Raw genomic sequence first — 21,596 nt, forward strand, 5'->3', positions numbered from 1 at the left:
CTCAGCAATGCGGCAGCAGGCTAAGCGCCTGCTTAACCGCCGCCTGCAAACGTGATTCCGGAACACCGTCCCGGGCCTGCACCGACAAACCATGTAAAAAGACGGCAAAAAAGTCTCCCAAACTCTCCGCATCGGTCGTATCCGGCAGTTCACCGTTATGCACTGCCTGATGGAGACGGTCGATGATCTGCTGCGTACGCTGCAGGCGATGCTGTGCCAGCCAGGTTTTGAGCGTTTCATTTTCCGCACTGACGCTGGCAGCAGAGGCCACCACCATACATCCTTGCGGCAAATCCGGATGGCAGTACAGGTGAACCGCATCCATTAACAGCGTCTGGATGGTATCCCGCACGTTGCCACCTGCGGATAGGGCTCGATCCGCAAAACCGCCTTCCTGTTTTTCGTAATCGGCGATAGCTTCCCGAAAGAGCTGCTCTTTTGAACCGAACGCCTTGTAAATCCGTGCCGATGCAATCCCCAGCTCCGCCACCAGATCCGACATTGAGGTTCCTTCATAACCCTGTCGCCAGAACAGGTTGCGCGCTTTGATAAGCGCCTGGTCACGATCGAACTGGCGCGGTCTGCCTGCCATTTTGTTGCTCCGGTTGGTCCTGAATTCAGTGAAACAGGATCGCCTAAATCATCTGGATTACCAATGAATTTATAATTTTCGCTTGCGGTTATCCGGCTTTACTCCTATTGTTTGTCAATCGACAAACAATAGGAGTATACGATGAAAACCCTTAAAGGTCCCTCTCTCCATCTGGCTCAGTTCAGCGATGATGCGGCCCCATTCAATAATTTGCCTGCAATAGCCCGGTGGGCGGCGGAAACGGGGTTTAGCGCTCTGCAAATCCCGGTATGGGATCGCCGTCTCTTCGACGTGGCGACGGCGGCAGAAAGCCAGACCTACTGCGACGATCTGACCGGTATGCTGGCGGAGCATGGCCTGGTGGTGAGTGAGCTGACCAGCCACATCTTCGGCCAACTGATGGCGGTACATCCTGCTTACGACAGCTTATGCGACAGCTTTGCGCCGCCGGAAGTACACGGCAACCCACAGGCCCGCGGCGAATGGGCACAGCAACAGCTACTGATGGCGGTCAAGGCCTCTGCCAGGCTTGGGCTCAGCGATCTGGGTACCTTCTCTGGCTCGCTGGCGTGGCCCTATTTGTTCCCGTTCCCGCAGCGCCCGGAAGGGTTAATTGAAACTGCCTTTGACGAGCTGGCCAGGCGCTGGATGCCGGTGCTCAACGCCTGTGACGAGCAGGGTATTAACCTCTGCTATGAGATCCACCCGAGCGAAGATCTGCATGATGGGGTGACGTTTGAAATGTTTTATCAAAGGGTGAAAGAGCATCCCCGCTGCCGGATACTTTTCGATCCCAGCCACATGGTGCTACAGCAGCTTAACTATCTGGAGTTTATTGATATTTATAAGGACATGATCAACATGTTCCACGTCAAAGACGCTGAATTTAATCCGACCGGGCGTCAGGGTATTTATGGTGGCTATCAGTCCTGGGTCGATCGTGCAGGACGTTTTCGCTCATTGGGTGACGGCCAGGTTGATTTCAGGGCTATTTTCTCGAAGCTGACCCAATACGATTATGCTGGCTGGGCAACCCTGGAGTGGGAGTGTTGTCTGAAAAACCCGCTGGATGGTGCCAGAGAAGGGGCAGCATTCATCCGCGACCACATTATTCACATCACCGATAAAGTCTTCGATGATTTCGCCGGTGCGCCAGTTAACCCTCAGCAAATCAACGCATTACTCGGCATTCGCTAAGCCACGACATCACAGGGAGTCCCCATGGAACAACAATACGGTGAGATCGCGCACGCGGATCTCAGGGCAGAACACGTCTATACGAAAGTGAACGGACAGCGCATCCACTGCGTCGTGGCGGGAAAAGGACAACCGGTATTGCTGATACCGGGCTGGCCGCAGACCTGGTATACCTGGCGCTATGTCCTTCAGGCGCTGGCGGCGGCGGGTTTTCAGGCGATAGCGGTCGACCCTCCGGGCATTGGCGAGTCAGATAAACCGCGCGACGGCTATGATACCGGACGTGTCGGCGCCATGCTGCATACCATGATGGCGCAGTTGGGTCATGCGCGTTATAGCATAGTAGGCCACGATATTGGCATGTGGGTTGGATACGCCATGGCGAGCGATTTTCCTCAGGCGATAGAACGACTTGTGCTAACAGAAGCGGTTATCCCTGGACTGGCCCCACCTCCGCCGATTTTTGTCGCACCGGAAGAGAACATCTTTCTCTGGCACTTCATGTTCAATCAGCTGGCGGATCTACCCGAAACCCTGACCAGCGGGCGCGAATCACAGTATCTCAGCTATATTTTCGACCGCTGGTCTCATCGACGTGAACGGGTTGCCGCAGAAGTGTATATCGCCGCCTATTCAACACCCGGCGGGCTGCGTGCGGGCTTCGACTATTATCGCGCTATCCCGGAAACCATCCGGCAGAACCAGCGCCGTGCGCAAACGCCTTTAACCATGCCGGTGTTAACGGTGGGGGCCGAACATGCGACGCGCGATGCGCCGTTGATAACCCTACAGGGCAATGCCCTTGATTTGCGTGGCGAGACGGTGGCGGACTGCGGGCATTTTATTACCGAAGAGTGTCATGAGGCGTTTATTGGGCTAATCGTACCCTTTCTCTCAGAGGACATCACTCGTGCCGCTTGATAAACACATTGCTGACTTTCTGGCTGCATCATCGGGCGCGCCGCAACCGGCGTCGTTAGCAGACCTGCGTGCCGCCACCGAGGTCGATTTGCTGCGGCTACAGGGTGAGGAGGAAACAGGTGGCGGCATTCAACATTACGTTGTTATCGCTGACGATGGTTACGCTATCGGTCTTCGCGCGTATACGCCTGCTGCCTCAAACGCTGAAATCGCGCAGCCTGCAATGCTGTTTGCTCACGGCGGCGGATGGTGTCTGGGCTCGCTGTCGCTGTACGATCGGCCCTGTCAGGCATTAGCCAATGCGACTGGCCGGAAAATACTCTCCGTTGATTACCGTCTGGCACCGGAGTTCCCCTTCCCAAGGCCGTTAGAAGATGTTTATCAGGCACTGTGCTGGGCCAGTGAACAGGCCGCGCTTTTGGGAATAGATGCGACCCGTCTGGCGGTGGGCGGCGACAGTGCAGGCGGCAATCTTGCTGCCGCGACAGCTCTGCTGGCCCGGGATCGCGGCGGTCCTCACATTGAGCATCAGTTGCTGCTCTACCCGGCGTTAAGTCGCGAAATGTCGTCCCAAAGCTATTGTGAATTTGCTGAAGGTTATTATTTAACGCGAGATGCGATGGCGTTTTGCTGGGAAAACTATCTGGGAGAATGTCGTCATCCTTATGCCGAGCCGCTGCATATGGCCTCGCTGAAGGGGTTACCGCCAGCAACCATCCTGAGTTGTGAATATGATCCCCTGCGCGATGAGGCTGAAGAGTATGCGCTGCGGCTTGAGGAGGCGGGGGTGCCAGTACGCAGTGAACGGTTGCCGGGAATGGTGCATGCCTGCATTCATATGTCAGGGTTAACGCCAGCCGCGCGTCGGTTGTTCGAACGTGCGCATATCTGATTCAAAAACACAAAAAACCCAGCGCGATCGCTGGGTTTATTATTCATGCCTGTTCACAAGGTGGCACACAGCCTTAGTGCGTCGCTTCACCAATCAGCGCGCCTGTACCCGCACCAACCGCCGCACCTTTCAGCACGCTCTTGCCGGTAACCGCCGCGGCACCTGCGCCCACGGCAGCGCCTACCGCGCCACCTTTACGCGCGGCTTTACCTTTGTCGCCGTTTTTGAACATGGCACCGGTGCCTGCGCCAACAACGGCACCGCCAACGGTCGATTTCAGATCTTTGCCCGTGGCCGCGCCAATGGCAGCGCCCGCTACCGCGCCAGCGGCGGTTTTGTCGATGGCCATTCCAGAGGTGGAAAAAATGAGGGCGCTGATAACCAGCGTTGTTTTAATAAGTTTCATAACAGATCCTTTGTGACTGCTGTCGGTTGAGACGTCATTTCTCACTCTCTGACGCGAGAAAAACGTCCAGATAGTGCCAGCAATACCGACTCAACCTTTAAGCTAATCATGCCCTGGATAAGGATCGTTGCTGCCGGGCGGCGAACCGCCCGGTCAGTCGTCACGCCTGACGTTTGTCTTCGGTATTCGTCTCGAAGTCGCTCGCCGCGTGGCGTTCGTGAAGCTGCTCGTTCAGCTCGCCGCTGGTGCGGTTAACGATGCGTCCGCGCTTAACGGCATGGCGGTTCGCCACGTCTTTCGCCCAGCGCTGCACGTTAGCGTACTTCTCTGCATCCAGGAACTCGGCGGCGTTATACACGCTGCCCAGCGCCACGCAGCCGAACCACGGCCAGATGGCGATATCCGCGATGGTGTACTCCTCGCCCGCCACGTAGCGACCGCGCGCCAGCTGTTTATCCAGCACGTCGAACAGGCGTTTGGCTTCCATGGTGAAGCGGTCAATCGCGTACTCAATTTTCACCGGGGCATAGTTGTAGAAGTGGCCAAAACCGCCGCCGAGGAACGGCGCCGCGCCCTGCAGCCAGAACAGCCAGTTCAGCGTCTCGGTGCGTCCCGCCGGATCCTTCGGCAGGAAGTGACCGAATTTCTCTGCCAGATAGAGCAGGATATTGCCGGATTCAAATACGCGCGTTGGCGGGTTCGTGGAGTGGTCACGCAGCGCCGGTATTTTCGAGTTCGGGTTCACGTCGACGAATCCACTGGAGAACTGATCGCCTTCGCCGATGCGGATCAACCAGGCGTCATACTCCGCGCCCGTCACGCCCAGCGCCAGCAGCTCTTCGAGCATAATCGTCACTTTCTGGCCGTTGGGTGTCCCCAGCGAGTAGAGCTGCAGCGGGTGGGAGCCTACGGGTAAATCCTTCTCATGCGTCGCGCCGGAAATCGGGCGGTTAATATTGGCGAACGCGCCGCCGCCGTTCTTTTTCCATTCCCACACTTTTGGTGGCTGATACGTGTTGTCTGACATGTTGGCCTGCCTTTTGAGTGATGTGTTGAGGCAGTGTAGCAGGAGATTTGTGAAGCGTTTAACGAACTGAGCGTAATCGATCTGCCGCTATTCCTTCCGGCGCTTATATATATCAAATCCGGCATAAGCTTAATCGAAAATCGCATTTTCATAATTAATGCGTAAACCGATAAAGCTGAATATGATGCTTCAACATAAATAAAAGATGCAGTAATAAACACTTTATAAGGCAAGGAGTTAGTGAGATGCGCAAGCTTCTGTTATCGGCAGTGGTCGTTTCGCTCGCGTTAGGCCTGGCGGGCTGTGATGATGCGAAAAATAAAGAGACAAATACGCCCTCAGCGGCAAAAAGCGACGCGCCAAAAGAGGGCGGTTCGCTGATTATCGGTATTACCTCCGGCGACCCGTTAGCCGTTAATCCGCTCTATGCCAGTGACCGTACAACGTTAACGATCATGCAGGCGCTTTATGCCCCGCTGTACAGCTTTAATAACGGCAACATTGAGTGGGGCTTGGCGGAAAGCCTGACGCCCTCCGCCGACAACCTGAGCTATACCCTGACGTTAAAACCCAACCTCAAATGGCAGGACGGCCAGCCGCTGACAGCGGACGACGTGGTCTTCACCTTCAATAAGCTGCTGGACGCCAAACAGCACAGCTTCTTCCGCAGCATGTTTACCTACGGCGGCAAGCCTGTTGAGGTGAGCAAGGTGGATGAGCGCACCGTTAAGTTCACCTTACCGCAGGTCAGCGCGGCCTTTACCGGCACTCTGGTACAGATCTACCCGATCCCGCAGCACGTGTTCGCCGGTGAAGGCGACCTGGAAAAGAGCACCAAAAACGATGCGCCGGTCGGCTCCGGGCCGTTCAAATTTAAAGAGTATCGCGCCGGGCAGTATTACGCCTTGACCCGTTTTGATGATTACTGGAACGGCAAAGCGAAGCTTGATTCGGTCACCTACCGTTTCGCCAAAGACAGCAATGCCGCCAACCTGGCGCTGCAAAACGGTGAAATCAACCTCAAGATGGTTGACCCGCAGGATGTGAACCGCCTGAAAAATACCGGTAAGTTTGACTTTGTGGTCTATCCGGAAGGCCGTCTGGCCTATATGACGTTCAACCAGAACGTGCCGGTGATGAAGAGCAAAGCGCTGCGTCAGGCCATCGCGTATGCCATCAATAAGGACGAGCTGACCCAGACCGCCTTTACCTCGCTCGACTACGCTAAACCGGCGACCTCGTTCCTGACGCCGGATACGCTTTACAAGACGGATGACGTTGAACAGTACAAATTCGATCTGCAAAAAGCCAAAGACCTGCTGAAGACGTCCGGCGCGCCGGACAACCTCAAGCTGCGACTGGCGTATGTGAACACCAACAAAACCCAGGAGAGCATGGCGCTCTACATACAGCAGGCGCTGAAGGGCATTGGGGTGAACGTGGAGCTGATGCCGCTGGACTCCAACGCCATGTCTCAGCGCAGCCTCAATATGAACAACACCGCGTGGGAGCTGAACCTGGGCGGCTACATCATGGGCTCAGAGCCGGACGGTTACAAATCGCTGTTCATGAGCAACGAAGCCTATAACTACGCGCACTACAAAAATCCGCAGTTTGATGCCCTGTGGGATAAAGGCGCAGTGGAAACCGACGCCGCGAAACGTGCCGATATCTACAAGCAAATTCAGCAGACCGTGGCGAACGACATGACCTACTACCCGATTGCCTACACCAACGCGACCGTCGCGGTGGACAAGCGCTTCGGCGGCACCCAGGAAGCAGAGCCGAAACCGGTCTATCTGTTCCAGGATCTGTCAAAAATCTATCAGAAATAAGTGATTGCCCCGGCCGTCAGGTCGGGGCTTTTGTAAGGGCACGTCGTGAACACACTCCTCACGCGTCGGCTGCTGCAATTGCTGCCGATGCTTTTCTTCATTTCGCTGGTGGCGTTTTTGCTGGTCAAGCTCGCGCCCGGCGATCCGGTGGCGGCGTACATCACGCCGCGCATGGCCCCGGAAGATATCGAACGTATTCGCCAGAGCCTGGGGCTGGATAAGCCGCTGGTCACGCAGTACGTCCTGTGGCTGAAAAACGTCCTGCAGGGCGATCTCGGCTATTCGCTGATTTACCACCGCCCGGTGCTGGAGATGATCGGCGAACGCATTCCGGCCACGCTGGGGCTGATGGGCGCATCGCTGCTGATGGCGGTCGTGCTGGCGATCCCGCTGGGCCTGCTGGCGGGGGCATTTAAGCACCGCTGGCTGGATCACCTCCTGAACCTGTTCGCCTATATTGGCATCTCGGTACCGATTTTCTGGTTCGGCATTTTGCTCATCACCGTTTTTGCCGTGCAGCTTAACTGGTTCCCGAGCATGGGGATGCGCACCATCGGCATGGAGGACAACGGGCTGGACCTGCTGCGTCACGGCGTGCTGCCGTGTATTGCCCTCACGTTCTACAACCTCTCCAGCTACGTGCGCTACATCCGCTCCAACACCATCTCGCAGCTTTCGGCCGACTACGTGCAGACCCAGCTTGCCTACGGCGCCACGCGTTCCAGTATTCTGTTCCGCCACGTGCTGAAAAACGTGCTGCTGCCGGTGATTACCCTGTTCGGCCTGTCGTTCGGCGAGCTGATTGTGGGGGCTTATGTAACCGAGAGCGTCTTCTCCTGGCCGGGGATGGGGCTGCTCGGGATCCAGTCGATCGCCTCGCTGGACTACCCGCTGATCATGGCGATCATTATGCTCTCGTCGATGATGCTGATCGTCGGTAACCTGATCGCCGACGTGCTTTATCGCTTCGCCGATCCCCGCATTCGTACGCTGAGGTAACCCGGATGAGCAGACGCTGGCAGCAGGTTCGTCACCAGCTGCGCCGCAACCGTCCGGCGCAGTTCTCTCTTTTTGTGCTTTTTATTTTCGTTGTCGCCGCGCTCTGTGCGGGGTTAAGTCCGTACGATCCGGATCGGATGGCGCTCGGCGCGCGCACGCTACCGCCGGATGCCGCGCACTGGTTCGGCACCGACGAGTATGGCCGCGACTACTTTACCCGCGCGCTGTATGGCGGCCAGATCTCCCTGATGGTCGGTTTTCTGGCGATGCTCTTTTCCACGCTTATCGGCACGGTGGTGGGAACGGTGAGCGGCTATTTTGGCGGCTGGCTGGATAACCTGATGATGCGCGCCGTGGATATCCTGATGGCCATTCCGGCCTTCTTCCTGCTGCTGGTGGTGAATGCTTACCTCAAGCCGGGCGTGGATAACATCATTCTGATTATCAGCCTGCTGACGTGGATGAACATGTCGCGACTGGTGCGTGCTGAAACCCTGTCGGTGAAAGAGCGCGAGTACGTGCTTTATGCCCGCGCGTCGGGAGAGCATCCGCTGCGTATTATCGTGCGCCATATCATTCCCGGCGTGCTGCCGACCATTATCGTGGCGGCCACGCTCAATATCGCCTCGGCCATTCTGATGGAGTCAACGCTCAGCTTCTTAGGGCTGGGCGTGCAGGCGCCTGCGGCGTCGTGGGGAAGTATGCTTAACAACGCGCAGTCTTATATTGGCGAAGCGTCGTGGCTGGCGATGTTCCCCGGCATTCTGATCCTGCTGACGGTGTTTAGCTTTAACGTGCTGGGCGATGTGTTCCGTACCGCCTTTGAGCCAGGAGCGAATCGCGATGAGTAACTTATTAGCGCTTGAGAACCTGCAAACCACGTTCCGCACCCGCGAGGGCGAGGTTCACGCGGTGCGCGGCGTAAGCTTTCAGGTTCAGCCGGGTGAACTCGTCGGTATCGTCGGCGAGTCGGGCTGCGGGAAAAGCGTCACCTGTAAGTCGATTATCCAGCTTCTGGGGAGCAACGGACGGATAACCGGCGGCAGCATTCGCTTCCAGAATGAGGACCTGGCGCAGAAAACGCCCGCGCAGATGCGCGCCATTCGCGGCAACGAGATCGCGATGATTTTCCAGGATCCGATGACCGCCCTGAACCCGGTGCTGACCATCGGCAAGCAGATGGCTGAGATCCTGATGCGCAACAAAGGGCTGACCAAAAAAGCGGCCAAAGCGGCGGCGATAGCCATGCTGGAACAGGTGGGCATTGCCGAGGCGGAACGCCGATACGACCAGTATCCCCACGAGTTCAGCGGCGGGATGCGCCAGCGGGTGATGATCGCGATTGCGCTCTCCTGCAACCCGAAGCTTCTTATTGCCGACGAGCCGACCACCGCGCTGGACGTGACCATTCAGGCGCAGATCCTGCGCCTGCTGAAAAGTCTCCAGCAGCAGACCCGGACCGCGATTTTGCTGATCACCCACGATCTCGGCGTCGTGGCGCAGGTCTGCAGCCGCGTGGTGGTGATGTACGGCGGGCTGGTGATGGAGGAGGGGAGCGTGGAGGACATTTTTTATCGCCCTGCGCATCCTTACACCCAGGGGCTGCTGGCCTCGCTGCCGCGCCCGAATGAGGTGAATCAGCGTTTATCGCCCATTGAAGGTTCGCCGCCCGGCCTGCTTAACCCGCCGCCGGGCTGTCCGTTCGCGGAACGCTGCCCGAAGCGCATGCCCCAGTGTGAACGACAGCCCGCATTTTACACCGCCGGAGAGGGCCATCGCACCGCCTGCTGGCTTTGGGCCGATAAGGAGATTCAGGCATGAGTGAACAACAGGCGCCATTAGTGAGCGTGCGCGATCTGCGCAAGCACTATCTGCTTAGCGGCGGTTTGCTGCGTAAAGGCGTGGCCGTGAAGGCGGTTGATGGCGTGAGCTTTGATATCCAGCCCGGCGAGACGTTTGGCCTGGTGGGGGAGTCCGGCTGCGGCAAATCCACCCTCGGGCGCGCCATCCTGCGCCTTTTCGATATCACCTCGGGCGAAATCCACTTCGCCGGGCAGGCGATCGCCCACGCCCGTGAAAAAGAGCTCAAGCCGCTGCGCAAGCGGATGCAGGCGATCTTTCAGGATCCTTACTCCTCGCTCAACCCCGGTATGACCGTGCGACAGCTGGTGGCCGAACCGATGCAGATCCACGGCTACAGCCGTGAAGAACAGCGGGAACGCACGGAAACGCTGCTCTACAAAGTGGGGCTGAAGCACGAACACCTTGAACGGTTCCCGCACGAGTTCAGCGGCGGGCAGCGCCAGCGCATCAGTATTGCCCGCGCGTTGTCCGTGCATCCTGAATTTGTGCTGTGCGATGAGCCGCTCTCGGCGCTGGACGTCTCGGTGCAGGCGCAGGTGGTGAATATTTTGCAGGATTTGCAGCAGGAGCTGGGGCTAACCTACCTGTTTATCGCCCACGATCTCTCCATGGTGCGCCATATCTCCAGCCGCATTGGGGTGATGTATCTCGGTAAACTGGTGGAGGTGGCCCCGGCGAATGAACTGTATCAGCGTCCGGCACACCCTTACACCCGCGCGCTGCTGGCGGCGGTTCCCCAGCCCGATCCGCGCATACGCAATCTCGAAGACGCCACCCTGCGCGGCGACATTCCAGGCCCCACGTCCGCGCTGCCGGGCTGTAAGTTCTGCAGCCGCTGCCCGCACGCCATGCCGGTTTGCCAGACGCAGGAGCCTGCCATGCAGGAGATTGCGCCAGGGCATTTCGCGGCGTGCTGGTTGTTTAAGATTTGAGCCTTAAACGTGTCGGGTGGCGCTTCGCTTACCCGACCTACAGGGGGTTGCGTTTCGTAGGCCGGGTAAGGCGAAGCCGCCACCCGGCATGACCGGCGGCACAACGCTATCCCAGTACCCGCTTCGCCCAAACCTCTACGTCATCGCCGCTGCCTAAATCAGCCTGCACCAGGCCGTTAACCATAAAGGTCGGCGAGACGTGAATGCCGTTCTGGCGGGCGTATTTGCAGTGCCATTTGATCTCATTTTGCAGTTCCGGCCGGGCAAACGCGCCTGCAACCTGCACCCCGCTGTAGCCCTCGATCCGGGCGATAATCTCGTCCGGCGTGGCCTGCATATTCGGGCCACTGCAGTGGTCGGTAAATTCAAATTCTTCGCGATGGTCGGCCACCGCCTGCATCACCTTACGTGCGGCGGTTTTGCCGTCCGGCAGCGTGGATGCCGCCAGAATGCAGCGCACGATCGTGCCGGAAAACAGATGCCACGGCTGGGATTGCAGGCGGATTTTGACCGTGACCTTGTCTTCCCCCACCAGTTCCAGAAACGCATTCAGCTTATTAAACGCCTTCACCGAGAAGGGGCAGGTTGGTTCCAGAAACACTTCAAAGGTTCGCGGGCCGTGGCCCCATTCCAGCGCTTGCGCCTGTACGCTCATGTTGACTCCTGATGTTGTGAATTTTAGTCATTGTTGCGACGAATAATTTGCCACGCAGGTGTATGATAAATATCCCTCTGTCAGGTTAATCACAACGTGCAGACGACGACAACCCCTAAAAAAATTGCCGCCTGCCTGTTTTAGGTTGGATACATGCGTAAAGGAAAGTTAAGCAGTGATGCGCCATTCGGGACATTGTTAGGCTATGCGCCCGGTGGCGTGGCGATTTACTCTTCAAATTACGGCAGTCTGGACCCGCGCAGCTACCCGGAAGATGCGGATTTCCGCAGCTATATCGGCAACGAATACATGGGCCACAAGTGGCAGTGCGTTGAGTTTGCCCGCCGTTTCCTGTTTCTCAACTATGGCTTCGTGTTTACCGACGTCGGCATGGCGTGGGAAATCTTCTCCCTGCGCTTTTTGCGTCAGGTGGTGAACGATAACATTCTGCCCCTTCAGGCTTTTGCCAACGGTTCGAAACGCGCGCCGCGCGCCGGGGCGCTGCTGATCTGGCAAAAGGGCGGCGAATTTCACGAGACCGGCCACGTGGCGGTGATCACCCAGCTTCTGGACGATAAGGTGCGTATTGCGGAGCAGAACGTGATTCACTCCCCGCTGCCGCTCGGGCAGCAGTGGACGCGCGAGCTGCGTCTGAGCGTGGAGAACGGGTGTTATACGATCCATGACACCTTCAACGACACGGAGATCCTCGGCTGGATGATCCAGACCGACGACGCGGAACACAGCATTCCCCAGCCGGAAATCGACGGCGAGCTGCTGAAAATCAGCGGCGCGCGGCTGAAAAACACGCGTCAGTTCGACGGAAAATGGCTTAACGAAAATGACGCATTGCAGCAGGCGTATATCCGCGCGAACGGCCATGTGATCAACAAAGATCCCTGCCAGTACTTCACCATTACCGAAAGCGCCGAGCAGGAGCTGATCAAGGCCACCAACGAGCTGCACCTGATGTACCTGCACGCGACGGATAAGGTGCTGAAAGACGACAGCCTGCTGGCGCTTTTCGACATCCCGAAAATCCTCTGGCCGCGCCTGCGCCTCTCCTGGCAGTGGCGTCGCCACCATATGATCACCGGTCGTATGGATTTCTGCATGGATGAGCGCGGCATTAAGGTCTACGAGTACAACGCCGACTCTGCGTCCTGCCATACCGAGGGCGGGCTGATTCTCGAAGAGTGGGTGAAAAACGGCTATCGCGGCAACGGGCATAACCCGGCGGAAGGGCTGCTGGAAGAGCTGACCGGCGCCTGGAAGCACAGCCACGCGCGGCCGTTCGTCCACATCATGCAGGACAACGATGTCGAAGAGGACTATCACGCGCTCTTTATTCAGCGTTCGCTGATGCAGGCCGGCTTCGAAACCAAAATCCTGCACGGGCTGGAGGCGCTCAGCTGGGATACCGCCGGGCAACTGATTGACGACGAAGGCCGTCACGTCAACTGCGTGTGGAAAACCTGGGCGTGGGAAACGGCGATAGAGCAGATCCGCGAGGTCAGCGAAACCGAATACGCCGCCGTGCCGATCCGCACCGGACATCCCGAAGGAGAAGTGCGCCTGATTGACGTCCTGCTGCGCCCGGAGGTGCTGGTCTTTGAGCCGCTGTGGACCGTGATCCCCGGCAACAAGGCGATTCTCCCTGTGCTGTGGCAGCTGTTCCCGAACCACCGCTACCTGCTCGACACCGATTTTGAGGTTAACGATCTGCTGAAGCAGACCGGATACGCCGTCAAGCCGATTGCCGGACGCTGCGGCAGCAATATCGATCTGATCAGCGCCCAGGACGAACTGCTGGATAAATCCAGCGGCAAGTTTGTCGACCGTAAAAATATCTACCAGCAGCTGTGGTGCCTGCCGAAGGTTGACGGCAAGTACATACAGGTCTGTACCTTTACCGTGGGCGGGAATTACGGGGGAACCTGCCTGCGCGGCGATGACTCGCTGGTGGTGAAGAAAGAGAGCGATATCGAGCCGCTGATTGTGGTCAAAGATAAGTAGTTCACACCCGCGATAAAAAAGCCCCCGCAGGACATCCTGCGGGGGCTTTTCGTTACTGTTCTTCCTCTTCCAGCTGCTCGCTGATCTTCAGATCGATGATGCGGCCAATCTGGTCATGGTACACCGTCAGCAGGTTGTACTGGCTCATCTCGGAGATGATCTGCGGTGAGACGTTAAAGCTGCGGGCCAGCTCCTCCTGGTGAAAAAAGCCCGGCTGACGCCGCCTCACGTGGGCGCGGCGGCGGTTGTACTGATACCACAAAATCAGCAGCCAGCCGTTGAGCGCGGCGAACAGCAAATAGATCAACACCGTATTAAAGGACGCGATAATCACGCCCCAGCGGTGGTCGCTCTCATCGGTTAGCTGCATCCAGAGCCGGGCATACAGGAAAAACAGAAATCCTCCCCATGCCACCAGCGTTAACGCGGCATCGAAAAGACGTGGCAATAGCCGATGCTCGGTCAAAATTAAGGTATTTTCGTTCATTGAATGCTTCCTTTTCCCCGGTCCGGGCTGATCCAGCGCGCGCGGGCGCGCTGGCGTTTAAGCATGACTTTTGGAAATGCGACGAGGGTGGTGAACAGGCCGATCATCCAGTACACCATCGGGAACCAGATGACCCAGAAAAGCGAACTGGCCACTCTTCGTTCATAGCGTCGCTCGATGAACAGGCTGACCAGGAACTGCAGCAGACACATCACGCCCAGCAGCAGCCCGGTAAACTCCGGTGGAAAAAGGCTCTCCACGGTCAGCCTGGCGGGAACAGGCGCAACCTGGCTGAGGAGGAACAGCAGCACCGTCATCGCGTACGCGAAGGCCCACAGCGTTGAGAGCGCGTACTCCATAAACAGCGGCCACATGCGGTGATGCTCCCAGCGTACAATCCTGCGCAGGTTGACCAGAAACACCTCCGCGCCTCCCTGGGCCCAGCGCAGACGCTGTTTCCACAGGCCCTTCAGCGTCTCCGGCATCAGGATCCAGCACAGCGCCCGCGGCTCGAAAAAGATATCCCAGTGGCGCAGCTGGAGCTTCCAGCTGATGTCGATATCTTCGGTGATCATGTCCGGGCTCCAGTACCCGACGTCCGCCAGCGCCTGTCGGCGAAAGGCGGCGATGACGCCGGAGACGGTAAAGACCCGGCCATAGATCCGCTGCGTCCGCTTGATGAGCCCAATGATGGAGGAGAACTCGCCCACCTGAATGCGGCCAATCAGCGTGGAGCGCGTGCGAATGCGCGGGTTCCCGGTAACCGCGCCGACGTGGGGGTACTGAATCAGCGGGGCCACCAGATAAGCGGCGGTATCGCGATCGAGCAGGGCGTCGCCGTCAATGCAGACCAGCAGATCGCCCCGGGCCGCCGCCGCCCCGGCCTTGAGCGCCAGCGCTTTCCCCTGGTTCTCCGCGAGGTTAATCACCCGCAGGCGCGGCTGTTCCTGCGCCAGCGCCTGCAGCACCTCCGCCGTGTTGTCAGACGAGCCGTCGTTGATGGCGATCACTTCTATATTTTCATACCGCTGATCCAGCGCGGCGCTGATGGTCTCCCGGGCATTTCGTCCCTCGTTGAAACAGGGGATAAGAATGGAGATGAGCGGCTCACCGGCGAGCGTCGGGGCGGGCGTGTCTTTATCCCACGACCAGTGGCGTTCAAGCTGATACCAGAAATAGAGGCCGCCGGTTATCCAGAGCACCGACATGAACAGCGGCCAGAAGAACACAAAATCCAGAATCAGTTCGCCGGTAAAGAGAGCGGCCACGCCCAACGGCAACCCGAATACCAGACATAAAATAGAGAATGCGATAATCCGATCAGTCATTGTCAGGGTACCAGTACGAAGAAAATTCAGGCCTGATGCGTGAGATATCAGGTTGGTTGTTGAGGAAGTCGTCGGGGTAGTAACCGTAGTTTTTGACGCCGTTCAGCTGGAGCACGCGCATCCACTGCGCAAGCTGGCTATCGGACACGGCGCGCTGCGGTTTCTGATCCCAGTCCCTGGCCTGCAGCTCGAAAATAGTTTTATCGAGCGCGCCGGGGCGCGTGGCGACCGCGTTAACCAGGCGCGTCAGCCAGGCATCGCTCTCGTCTGCCGGAACGGACTCCATCAGCGGCATGGCCATCGGTACCGTCCAGTCATACTCCGCCAGAAAATCATCAAGATTCTGCGCGAACCACGCCTCGCTTTCGGGCTGCAGAATGGGTAAGGCGAACATGTTGCGGGCGGTTTTTATCTGCGGGCCACGGATATGCTTCACCGCCAGGCTCAGGGCGTGGGTAAACCCCATAAGCCGTTGGCTTTTCTGGCGCGTGGTGTCCTGTCCGGCATCGTCCACGTCCGTTAGCACCGCATCGTCATGGAACAAAATCCCATTGAAGCTGGCATAGCGGGCCAGATCTTCATAGATATCCGTTACCTGCTGGTGCACCTGCGGGTCCCACGGGGAGAGCCGGATATAGGGGTCGGTGGCTTCGCGCTGCTGGCCGGTTTGACGATCCCGGCGCTGCACGCGCGGCAGGGAAGGATCGAGATCGAACGAGAGCACCGGCATCCACGCGAAGACTTTTACCCCCGCGCGGGTTTGTAGCTGCCAGGCGACAAAATTAAAGAGATCGGCCCGGACCGGCAGACGACGGTTGGGGAAATAGAGCGCCTTGATCCTGCCGTCGCCCTGCGGGTCGGCAAACGCCTGCAGGAAAACGTGGCTGATTTTCATGTCATAGACCCGCTGGATCAGCCTGTTGATGTTTTGGATCTGCTGGGCCGGATCGGGATCGTAAACGTAGTCGAGATCGACGTGCATGACGCGCACGGGATCGCGCTCCTGAACCTGGCTTACCGTACTGGCAAACGCCTTGAGCGAGGGATTTCCGGCGATCAGCAGACGGGGGATGTTGCCCAGATCCTGTACATTCCCCAGCCCGTCCTCAAGGGTGAAGGCCAGCTGATAACCCTGCTGTCTGGCGATAGCGAGCGACGTACCGTTGGCGGCGCCGTAGGGCCAGACCCAGGCGCGCGGCGCTTTGCCCGTCACCTGCGTGATTTTTTCAGTCACTTTGCGAACGTCATCGCCGATCCGCTGGCTGAACTGCTGGTCGGTTTCATAGCGGCCCGTGGCTTTGTCATAAAAGCGGTTGGCGATCGCCGGTTCCCGGCTGCCCTGCGGGTTGGCCGGAATGCCGTAATGCGAAGCCCAGGTATGCGATCCGATCTCAATCAGCGGGGACTGGCTGAGCTCGCGCACCATGTCCCACGTCGCGAAGCGATCGCGGGGCGTCATCAGGCCGCCGAAGTTAACTTTTTGATTTGCCGACGTATCCACCCAGCTGCCCACCGGCGCCCACAGCGCAGGAACGTTCCACGCCTGAAGCAGCGGCCAGACGCGGGTATAAAAGCTGCTGTAGCCGTCGTCAAAGCTGAGCAGAACGGCTTTTGGCGGCAGCGTTTTTTTCCCGTCATGGGCATCGAGAATGTCCTGCACGCTGACGGCGTGATAGCCGTTGTGCAGAAGCCAGCTTATCTGCTCGTTTAACGCGCTGGTGCGAACGGAGAGGTAGCGCTGATCGGCGGCATCGTCTTCGACGTCGTGGTAGGCCAGGACCAGAAACTGGTTCTCCGGCCAGGGTTTACTCGCCTCCAGCTGCGGCCGCGCTTTGGGCGCAATGAACGAGATCGCCTGCGCGTAGACGCTCGCGCCGAGGCAGAGCCAGCCGAGGAGTATCAGGCTCACGGAAAAACGTGTGTTCAGCATATTCATCCTTAAAAGCGTAAAGTCGCGTCAAACGTGACGGAGAGGTTGCTCTCGCGTTTGCCGTCGTAAGGGCGTTTATCCCAGTTCAGCATCACGCCGGTATCAATAACGTTGTTCCACTGAACGCGTTGTCCGTAACCCAGCAGGGCGATGGCGCCCGCGGACTGATTTTTCTGCCAGTAGCTGCCCCCTCCCGCCACGAACTGCTGGCTCCAGAGGGTGTCGTAATGGCGGACCATTTCATGGTCAACGGCCAGGGCAGCCGTCACGGACAGATCCCGCGCCGGGTTGTAATAGAGCGTGTCCCGCAGGCTGTTTTTACTGGCGGCGATCCCCGGTTCGAGATCCAGCGTCAGGGACGGGGTCTGCCAGAGACGCTCCTTGCCCGTGAGGGTGTATTCCTGGCGGCGGTTACGATCGGAGAAGCGGCTGAGGGCGGCGCTGAACTGGTACTCCCGCTGCTCGTTTTGATACAAGCGCACCCCGGCTTCACCCCGGTTGGCGCTAATTCCGTTGCGTAAGGCCCGAAGGGGCGTCGTGCGCGACAGGCGTTCAAGGCTGCCGCTGACCTGCCAGCTATCGGTCACAAAGTACGTTGTTGAGAGGCGAGCGCCCGGCTTGTTTGCTCCGTGATAGCGGTTGCTGGAGAGCTCGGCTTCGAGCTGGAGGTCGCGTGGCCGCCATTCGACGCCGCCCAAAAGGTGACGGCTGGTGCCTTTGCCCTCATCGAAATTACTCTGCGCGTAGCGGGTTCCCGCAAACAGCCGCCAGCTGTCCGCTACGGGTGGGCCATAGAGCGTGGCGTCCCAGCTCAGGTCGTGCGTCCCGCTGACGGGGCTATCGGAGTGCAAACCCTTGCTTGCGTTGAGGCGCAGTTCGGACATGTGGTGGACCGTTCGGAGCCTGTCGAGACGCCTGGCGCTGCGATCGACGGGCGCGCGAGCCAGCACGTCGTCGGCCAGTAAATCCATCTGTCGCCACTCCTGTAGATCCATCGCGACGTAGGCCTGCTGCTGCTCGAGTTCCAGATTCGATGGCTCCAGCGCCTCCGCCGTTTTCAGCTTTTGCTCGGCCGCGCGCGGCAGGCCCCGAGCCTGAAGCAGGGTGGCGTAGTCAATCTGTAACCCCTGATTGCCCGGCGCCGTTGTCGCCAGACGGTGCGCCAGCGTTTCGGCTTCCGGCAGGGCATTTGTCGCCAGCAAATAGTTAAAGCGGAGCGACTGCCCGGTAAGCCACCGATCGTTCGGCTGAGGGGTAGGGGAGCCGAAATCGTAGCGGATCCAGGGGACGTTGCGGGTCTGGCGCTCAACGTACTGGCGGGCGGACTGGTACTGTCCCGTGTCCAGCCAGGCGTAGAAAAGCGCGTGCTCCTCGTCCTGCGGGTCGGAAGCGTATTGCGGATAGCGTTGCAGAAGCGCGAAGGCGGCGGCCGCGTTTTTCTCCTGCAGATACGCGGAGATGACCCAGCCGATTGCCCAGCCCGGCACCGGATGCTGCGCTGCCGTAAGATCTTGATATTCGCTAATCACCTTTGGGTAATCAGCATGGGCGTACAGCGCGCCAAGCCTGTCGATACGCGCAAGGACGACGTCTTCCGCCGCCTGCGGCTCGTTGTGCCAGCGAGCAAGCAGAGCGTCGTAACGATTCAGCGCAGATTGCGCAAGCTGCAGGCGCTCCTTTTCTGTTCTGCCAGGCACATCGGCAAGGCGAACCCGTTCGGCGGCGGCATTACGCTCAAGACGGCGACGCTCAGCGGGAGACAGCGTCACGCTTTGTGAAAGCTGGAGCGCGGGGGTATTCACCCGGTTATCCGTAAGCGCGTCGATCAGTTCGCTGAGGAGCGCTTTATTCTCCGGTGCGATATTCAGCGCTCGGGTGTCTGCCAGCAGCCGATCCCAGCTTTTTCCCTGACTTAACCAGACATACGAGAGCGTCTGAAGATGCGCCTGAGAGGGATTTTCCGCCACCAGCCGTCGGGCTTCCTGCAGGGCAAGCGTATCCATGCGGGCATCGGCCAGGGTTTTGATATAGCCGATACGATAATCGTCGTTATCCGGCGCAAGGCTACGCGCCTCTTTCCAGAGCGCCAGGGCCGGCTGCCACGCCTTTTGATTTCGCCTGGATTGCGCGACGGCAGCAACGCCACGGGCGGGCAGCGGCATATAAATGCCGTAACGCTGCCAGACCTGAATAACCTCGTCATCATGACCCGCCCAGGCTGCAACCTGTAACCAGTCCGCAACTTGTTCAGGCGTCAGGGCATGCTGCTGCTGATAACGCTGAAGATAATCGAGAAACGGCGTGTAATTACCGTTACGCGCCTGTTGAATCTGTTGCTCATAAACGGATTCAGTCGCCTGAGCCAGAACAGGAAAGAGGAATAACAGAAACAATAATGTTGGGGCGCGATAAAAGAATAACGTATTGAAGCGAAGCGATCTTTCCATATCTATTTGCCATTTGTTTATCATGAATCCATTGCATAACACGGCCGCCTTTAAACTCAGCGTTAAAGGCCATAAATGAGAACATTAAATCTGAATGCAGTTATGTTACGGGGTACTTACCTAAAGGTAATTATGGATCCTTATCTCAGTGGACTGGGTGAAAGCTAATGTACACCTGATATGTTGCCGGATAAATATGTTGAAAAGCGGGTGTATCGTTTTGAGATAATTCTGTATTGAGCGGTTTGTGATGATTATTTTGAATTGATGGGATATTTATAAATCATTGAATTTAATGCATTTTATTTTTACTGCGACAATTTTGTATATATTTTTAATGCTGCTTATCTGCGTCAATTAAAGAACTTTCTGGTGCATGTTTGGGAAGTTTCATGACAAAAATTCTTAATGTTTAGAGAAGTGACTTTTCTGCGATTGTTTTTTATTTATAATTAATGGCAGCCATTGAATGATAGTCTACAGGAAGTCTTACTCATCAATGTCTGTATTGAGGGATGTCCAAAGCCAGAATACATTTATCGTTAATATAACAGCGCTATAAAACGAAGGCGGCCTTCTTTCCGAGGGATCGTTCTTGCTTTAATCTAAAAGGGATGGTTAGTGGCAACTTCAATAGTGTTAGTGACTCAGGATCGCTACCTTGTCAGGGGGATGCGGATATTTTTTCCGGATATTATCCTGCTCGACTCGATTGACAGAAACATATTTGATAACGGTGCAGATGAATATTCTGTATTGATTGATAGTCGTTCTCCGCTCCGTTTATATGATTACCTGATACGCCATCCGGCCAGAACGAAAAAAACAATCTGCTGCGTTATGCTTGATATGCGACACCGCGAGGAGAATCTGCTCAGTATGAAGTTATTTATGAACACGTCGCTCACCGCGCCGGATATGGCCTCGCTGTTTAATCTGGTTCTCAATATGAAGGGCAGGCGCCTGACCACGAAGTGGCTGCTTAATTTACGGCTTAGCACGCACGAAGCGATCATGCTGCGGCTGCTGAGGGCAGGGATGTCGATGGAAGCCATTGCCGATGAGCTGAATACGTCGGTGAAAAGCCTCTATCGCAAACGCACGGCGCTCTCGGAACGTCTGGGGGCGGAGAACTTCAACGAGGCGTGTTTGTTTATCTTTAAAAACAAACTGCTGGACGCAGGTGGGAACGATCCCTAGGTTGGGGAGAATCCAAAAGCATAAAACTGACTTGCGGGCGGTATTCTGAGTTCTAAGAAAACTGGAAGCGGACAACATCCTTGTTTTAGCTATCGATTTACTCTGGTTCAAAACGACAGAAAGGACGTTGTAATGGATACGGTTGAAGAGACTGGTTGGAAATTTTTCTGATGCTATATGATGAGCAAGAATTGTTAGATTACCTCACTGAGAATTACAGTGACCGTAAATCTCCGGCAAAGAAAGAATGGACCTTCCAGGAGCATTTCAATCTCATACCTGAGTTCGACGGTTTCCATAGGGTTTTCGTTAGGGTTAATGAAAAACGAATAGTATCTTCTGCTCTTTAACCCCGTTTATGAACTGCCAGAGGCTAAGCCATGTGTTTTATCCTGAGCGGGTGATACCAGAAGGAGGCTCCTGGAAGTGATTGAAAAATTTAAAAGGACGTTAGAAATGAATAAATATCTGTCTGGTCTGTGTGTTGTTTCTTTTTTTTATTTTTCTTCAATAGGTTACGCGCACTCTGCGGGTCCAAATAAAGTTCAGGTTAGTATCGAACCCCACATCTCTAGTAGAGGATATATCCCGGTAATTTCTAATGCAGATGAAATCGAGTCTTCTGATTTCAGGGCGTCGGATCTAAAGGAGATGCAGGATAGCCTGAGGAAGATGAAGTCCGACAACCGCAAAGTCGATGAGCTAACTCAGAAGGTTTTACAGCTTGAGAGAAAGAGTTCTGAGCAGGAGAGTAAGATCGAGCGATTGCAAAGAAGCCTTGATGACATGAAGCGGAGCAACGACAACCTTTCAAATCAGGTCAGCAATTTATCCGGCAAAATTAAGTGATAAAAAAGAGCCACCGCCTG

General features: G+C 56.9%; 19 protein-coding genes. 11 read left to right on the forward strand and 8 right to left on the reverse strand.

Annotation, left to right across the window (positions count from 1 at the left end; genetic code table 11):
- Position 1: 1 nt before the first annotated feature.
- Positions 2-592, reverse strand: a complete 591-nt coding sequence (locus AB8846_RS06370; protein ID WP_331411251.1) for a TetR/AcrR family transcriptional regulator — start codon at positions 590-592, stop codon at positions 2-4.
- A gap of 141 nt (positions 593-733) precedes the next feature.
- Here AB8846_RS06370 and AB8846_RS06375 point away from each other — a divergent pair, with 141 nt between their 5' ends.
- From AB8846_RS06375 to AB8846_RS06385, 3 genes are read left to right on the forward strand one after another with little or no spacing between them, the layout of a single operon-like run.
- Positions 734-1,789 (forward strand): sugar phosphate isomerase/epimerase family protein, encoded by a 1,056-nt coding sequence (locus AB8846_RS06375; RefSeq protein WP_370732328.1) that lies wholly within the window; start codon positions 734-736, stop codon positions 1,787-1,789.
- 24 nt (positions 1,790-1,813) lie between these two features.
- The gene (locus AB8846_RS06380) at positions 1,814-2,710 is read left to right on the forward strand and encodes an alpha/beta fold hydrolase (protein WP_370732329.1); all 897 of its coding nucleotides are present in this window, start codon (positions 1,814-1,816) and stop codon (positions 2,708-2,710) included.
- The gene (locus AB8846_RS06385; RefSeq protein ID WP_370732330.1) at positions 2,700-3,602 is read left to right on the forward strand and encodes an alpha/beta hydrolase; all 903 of its coding nucleotides are present in this window, start codon (positions 2,700-2,702) and stop codon (positions 3,600-3,602) included. The genes AB8846_RS06380 and AB8846_RS06385 overlap by 11 nt, the downstream gene beginning before the upstream one ends.
- A gap of 73 nt (positions 3,603-3,675) precedes the next feature.
- Here AB8846_RS06385 and AB8846_RS06390 read toward each other — a convergent pair whose 3' ends face one another.
- Together AB8846_RS06390 and yghU are read right to left on the reverse strand one after the other, a co-directional pair.
- Positions 3,676-4,008, reverse strand: coding sequence for a glycine zipper domain-containing protein (locus tag AB8846_RS06390; protein ID WP_008499797.1), 333 nt, complete (start codon positions 4,006-4,008; stop codon positions 3,676-3,678).
- Positions 4,009-4,168: 160 nt separating this feature from the next.
- Positions 4,169-5,035 (reverse strand): glutathione-dependent disulfide-bond oxidoreductase, encoded by an 867-nt coding sequence (gene yghU / locus AB8846_RS06395; RefSeq protein ID WP_213330191.1) that lies wholly within the window; start codon positions 5,033-5,035, stop codon positions 4,169-4,171.
- Positions 5,036-5,280: 245 nt separating this feature from the next.
- On the opposite strand from yghU, the gene AB8846_RS06400 reads away from it, so the two are divergent.
- Genes AB8846_RS06400 through AB8846_RS06420 form a run of 5 tightly spaced genes read left to right on the forward strand, consistent with a single transcriptional unit; the run spans position 5,281 to position 10,664 of the window.
- Positions 5,281-6,870, forward strand: a complete 1,590-nt coding sequence (locus tag AB8846_RS06400) for an ABC transporter substrate-binding protein (protein WP_370732331.1) — start codon at positions 5,281-5,283, stop codon at positions 6,868-6,870.
- A gap of 45 nt (positions 6,871-6,915) precedes the next feature.
- Entirely contained in the window at positions 6,916-7,869 is a 954-nt protein-coding gene (locus tag AB8846_RS06405) for an ABC transporter permease (protein ID WP_370732332.1), read from the forward strand.
- Between the two features lie 5 nt (positions 7,870-7,874).
- Positions 7,875-8,720 (forward strand): ABC transporter permease, encoded by an 846-nt coding sequence (locus tag AB8846_RS06410; protein ID WP_023294546.1) that lies wholly within the window; start codon positions 7,875-7,877, stop codon positions 8,718-8,720.
- Entirely contained in the window at positions 8,713-9,690 is a 978-nt protein-coding gene (locus AB8846_RS06415; RefSeq protein ID WP_370732333.1) for an ABC transporter ATP-binding protein, read from the forward strand. Before AB8846_RS06410 ends, AB8846_RS06415 begins: the two co-directional genes overlap by 8 nt.
- On the forward strand, positions 9,687-10,664 hold the full coding sequence (locus AB8846_RS06420) for an ABC transporter ATP-binding protein (RefSeq protein ID WP_370732334.1): 978 nt from the start codon (positions 9,687-9,689) through the stop codon (positions 10,662-10,664). The genes AB8846_RS06415 and AB8846_RS06420 overlap by 4 nt, the downstream gene beginning before the upstream one ends.
- 106 nt (positions 10,665-10,770) lie before the next feature.
- On the opposite strand, the gene AB8846_RS06425 is transcribed toward AB8846_RS06420, so the two are convergent.
- Positions 10,771-11,319 carry a thioredoxin domain-containing protein gene (locus AB8846_RS06425; RefSeq protein WP_063930484.1) on the reverse strand — a complete coding sequence of 183 codons (549 nt, stop codon included), beginning with the start codon at positions 11,317-11,319 and terminating at the stop codon, positions 10,771-10,773.
- 153 nt (positions 11,320-11,472) lie between these two features.
- Between AB8846_RS06425 and gss the strand changes: the two genes are divergently transcribed.
- Complete coding sequence (gene gss, locus AB8846_RS06430) at positions 11,473-13,335, forward strand: bifunctional glutathionylspermidine amidase/synthase (RefSeq protein ID WP_370732335.1); 1,863 nt, start codon at positions 11,473-11,475, stop codon at positions 13,333-13,335.
- A gap of 52 nt (positions 13,336-13,387) precedes the next feature.
- Here the strand turns inward: gss and pgaD are convergent, their stop codons facing one another.
- From pgaD to pgaA, 4 genes are read right to left on the reverse strand one after another with little or no spacing between them, the layout of a single operon-like run.
- Positions 13,388-13,822, reverse strand: coding sequence for a poly-beta-1,6-N-acetyl-D-glucosamine biosynthesis protein PgaD (pgaD, locus tag AB8846_RS06435; protein ID WP_370732336.1), 435 nt, complete (start codon positions 13,820-13,822; stop codon positions 13,388-13,390).
- Complete coding sequence (gene pgaC, locus AB8846_RS06440) at positions 13,819-15,150, reverse strand: poly-beta-1,6-N-acetyl-D-glucosamine synthase (RefSeq protein ID WP_063930487.1); 1,332 nt, start codon at positions 15,148-15,150, stop codon at positions 13,819-13,821. The genes pgaD and pgaC overlap by 4 nt, the downstream gene beginning before the upstream one ends.
- Positions 15,143-17,080: a poly-beta-1,6-N-acetyl-D-glucosamine N-deacetylase PgaB gene (pgaB, locus tag AB8846_RS06445; protein ID WP_370732337.1), complete on the reverse strand. Its 1,938-nt coding sequence runs from the start codon at positions 17,078-17,080 to the stop codon at positions 15,143-15,145. Before pgaB ends, pgaC begins: the two co-directional genes overlap by 8 nt.
- A gap of 8 nt (positions 17,081-17,088) precedes the next feature.
- A complete protein-coding gene (pgaA, locus tag AB8846_RS06450) occupies positions 17,089-19,527 on the reverse strand; it encodes a poly-beta-1,6 N-acetyl-D-glucosamine export porin PgaA (RefSeq protein WP_370732338.1) in 2,439 nt (812 codons plus the stop codon).
- A gap of 672 nt (positions 19,528-20,199) precedes the next feature.
- Between pgaA and AB8846_RS06455 the strand changes: the two genes are divergently transcribed.
- Together AB8846_RS06455 and AB8846_RS06460 are read left to right on the forward strand one after the other, a co-directional pair.
- Complete coding sequence (locus AB8846_RS06455) at positions 20,200-20,727, forward strand: helix-turn-helix domain-containing protein (protein ID WP_063930490.1); 528 nt, start codon at positions 20,200-20,202, stop codon at positions 20,725-20,727.
- 426 nt (positions 20,728-21,153) lie between these two features.
- Positions 21,154-21,576, forward strand: coding sequence for a hypothetical protein (locus AB8846_RS06460; protein ID WP_370732339.1), 423 nt, complete (start codon positions 21,154-21,156; stop codon positions 21,574-21,576).
- Positions 21,577-21,596 lie beyond the last annotated feature (20 nt).

It is taken from the genome of Enterobacter sp. KB-221C9 (genome assembly GCF_041320715.1).
Lineage (GTDB): Bacteria > Pseudomonadota > Gammaproteobacteria > Enterobacterales > Enterobacteriaceae > Enterobacter > Enterobacter asburiae_D.

What these genes read in the sequence shown, in the direction of transcription:
- pgaB (WP_370732337.1), bottom strand. Translation starts at nt 17,080, where the DNA reads ATGCTGAACACACGTTTTTCCGTGAGCCTGATACTCCTCGGCTGGCTC.
- AB8846_RS06370 (WP_331411251.1), bottom strand. Translation starts at nt 592, where the DNA reads ATGGCAGGCAGACCGCGCCAGTTCGATCGTGACCAGGCGCTTATCAAA.
- AB8846_RS06420 (WP_370732334.1), top strand. Translation starts at nt 9,687, where the DNA reads ATGAGTGAACAACAGGCGCCATTAGTGAGCGTGCGCGATCTGCGCAAG.
- pgaA (WP_370732338.1), bottom strand. Translation starts at nt 19,527, where the DNA reads ATGGAAAGATCGCTTCGCTTCAATACGTTATTCTTTTATCGCGCCCCA.
- gss (WP_370732335.1), top strand. Translation starts at nt 11,473, where the DNA reads ATGCGTAAAGGAAAGTTAAGCAGTGATGCGCCATTCGGGACATTGTTA.
- yghU (WP_213330191.1), bottom strand. Translation starts at nt 5,035, where the DNA reads ATGTCAGACAACACGTATCAGCCACCAAAAGTGTGGGAATGGAAAAAG.
- AB8846_RS06425 (WP_063930484.1), bottom strand. Translation starts at nt 11,319, where the DNA reads ATGAGCGTACAGGCGCAAGCGCTGGAATGGGGCCACGGCCCGCGAACC.
- pgaD (WP_370732336.1), bottom strand. Translation starts at nt 13,822, where the DNA reads ATGAACGAAAATACCTTAATTTTGACCGAGCATCGGCTATTGCCACGT.
- AB8846_RS06375 (WP_370732328.1), top strand. Translation starts at nt 734, where the DNA reads ATGAAAACCCTTAAAGGTCCCTCTCTCCATCTGGCTCAGTTCAGCGAT.
- pgaC (WP_063930487.1), bottom strand. Translation starts at nt 15,150, where the DNA reads ATGACTGATCGGATTATCGCATTCTCTATTTTATGTCTGGTATTCGGG.
- AB8846_RS06415 (WP_370732333.1), top strand. Translation starts at nt 8,713, where the DNA reads ATGAGTAACTTATTAGCGCTTGAGAACCTGCAAACCACGTTCCGCACC.
- AB8846_RS06380 (WP_370732329.1), top strand. Translation starts at nt 1,814, where the DNA reads ATGGAACAACAATACGGTGAGATCGCGCACGCGGATCTCAGGGCAGAA.
- AB8846_RS06455 (WP_063930490.1), top strand. Translation starts at nt 20,200, where the DNA reads ATGCGGATATTTTTTCCGGATATTATCCTGCTCGACTCGATTGACAGA.
- AB8846_RS06400 (WP_370732331.1), top strand. Translation starts at nt 5,281, where the DNA reads ATGCGCAAGCTTCTGTTATCGGCAGTGGTCGTTTCGCTCGCGTTAGGC.
- AB8846_RS06390 (WP_008499797.1), bottom strand. Translation starts at nt 4,008, where the DNA reads ATGAAACTTATTAAAACAACGCTGGTTATCAGCGCCCTCATTTTTTCC.
- AB8846_RS06410 (WP_023294546.1), top strand. Translation starts at nt 7,875, where the DNA reads ATGAGCAGACGCTGGCAGCAGGTTCGTCACCAGCTGCGCCGCAACCGT.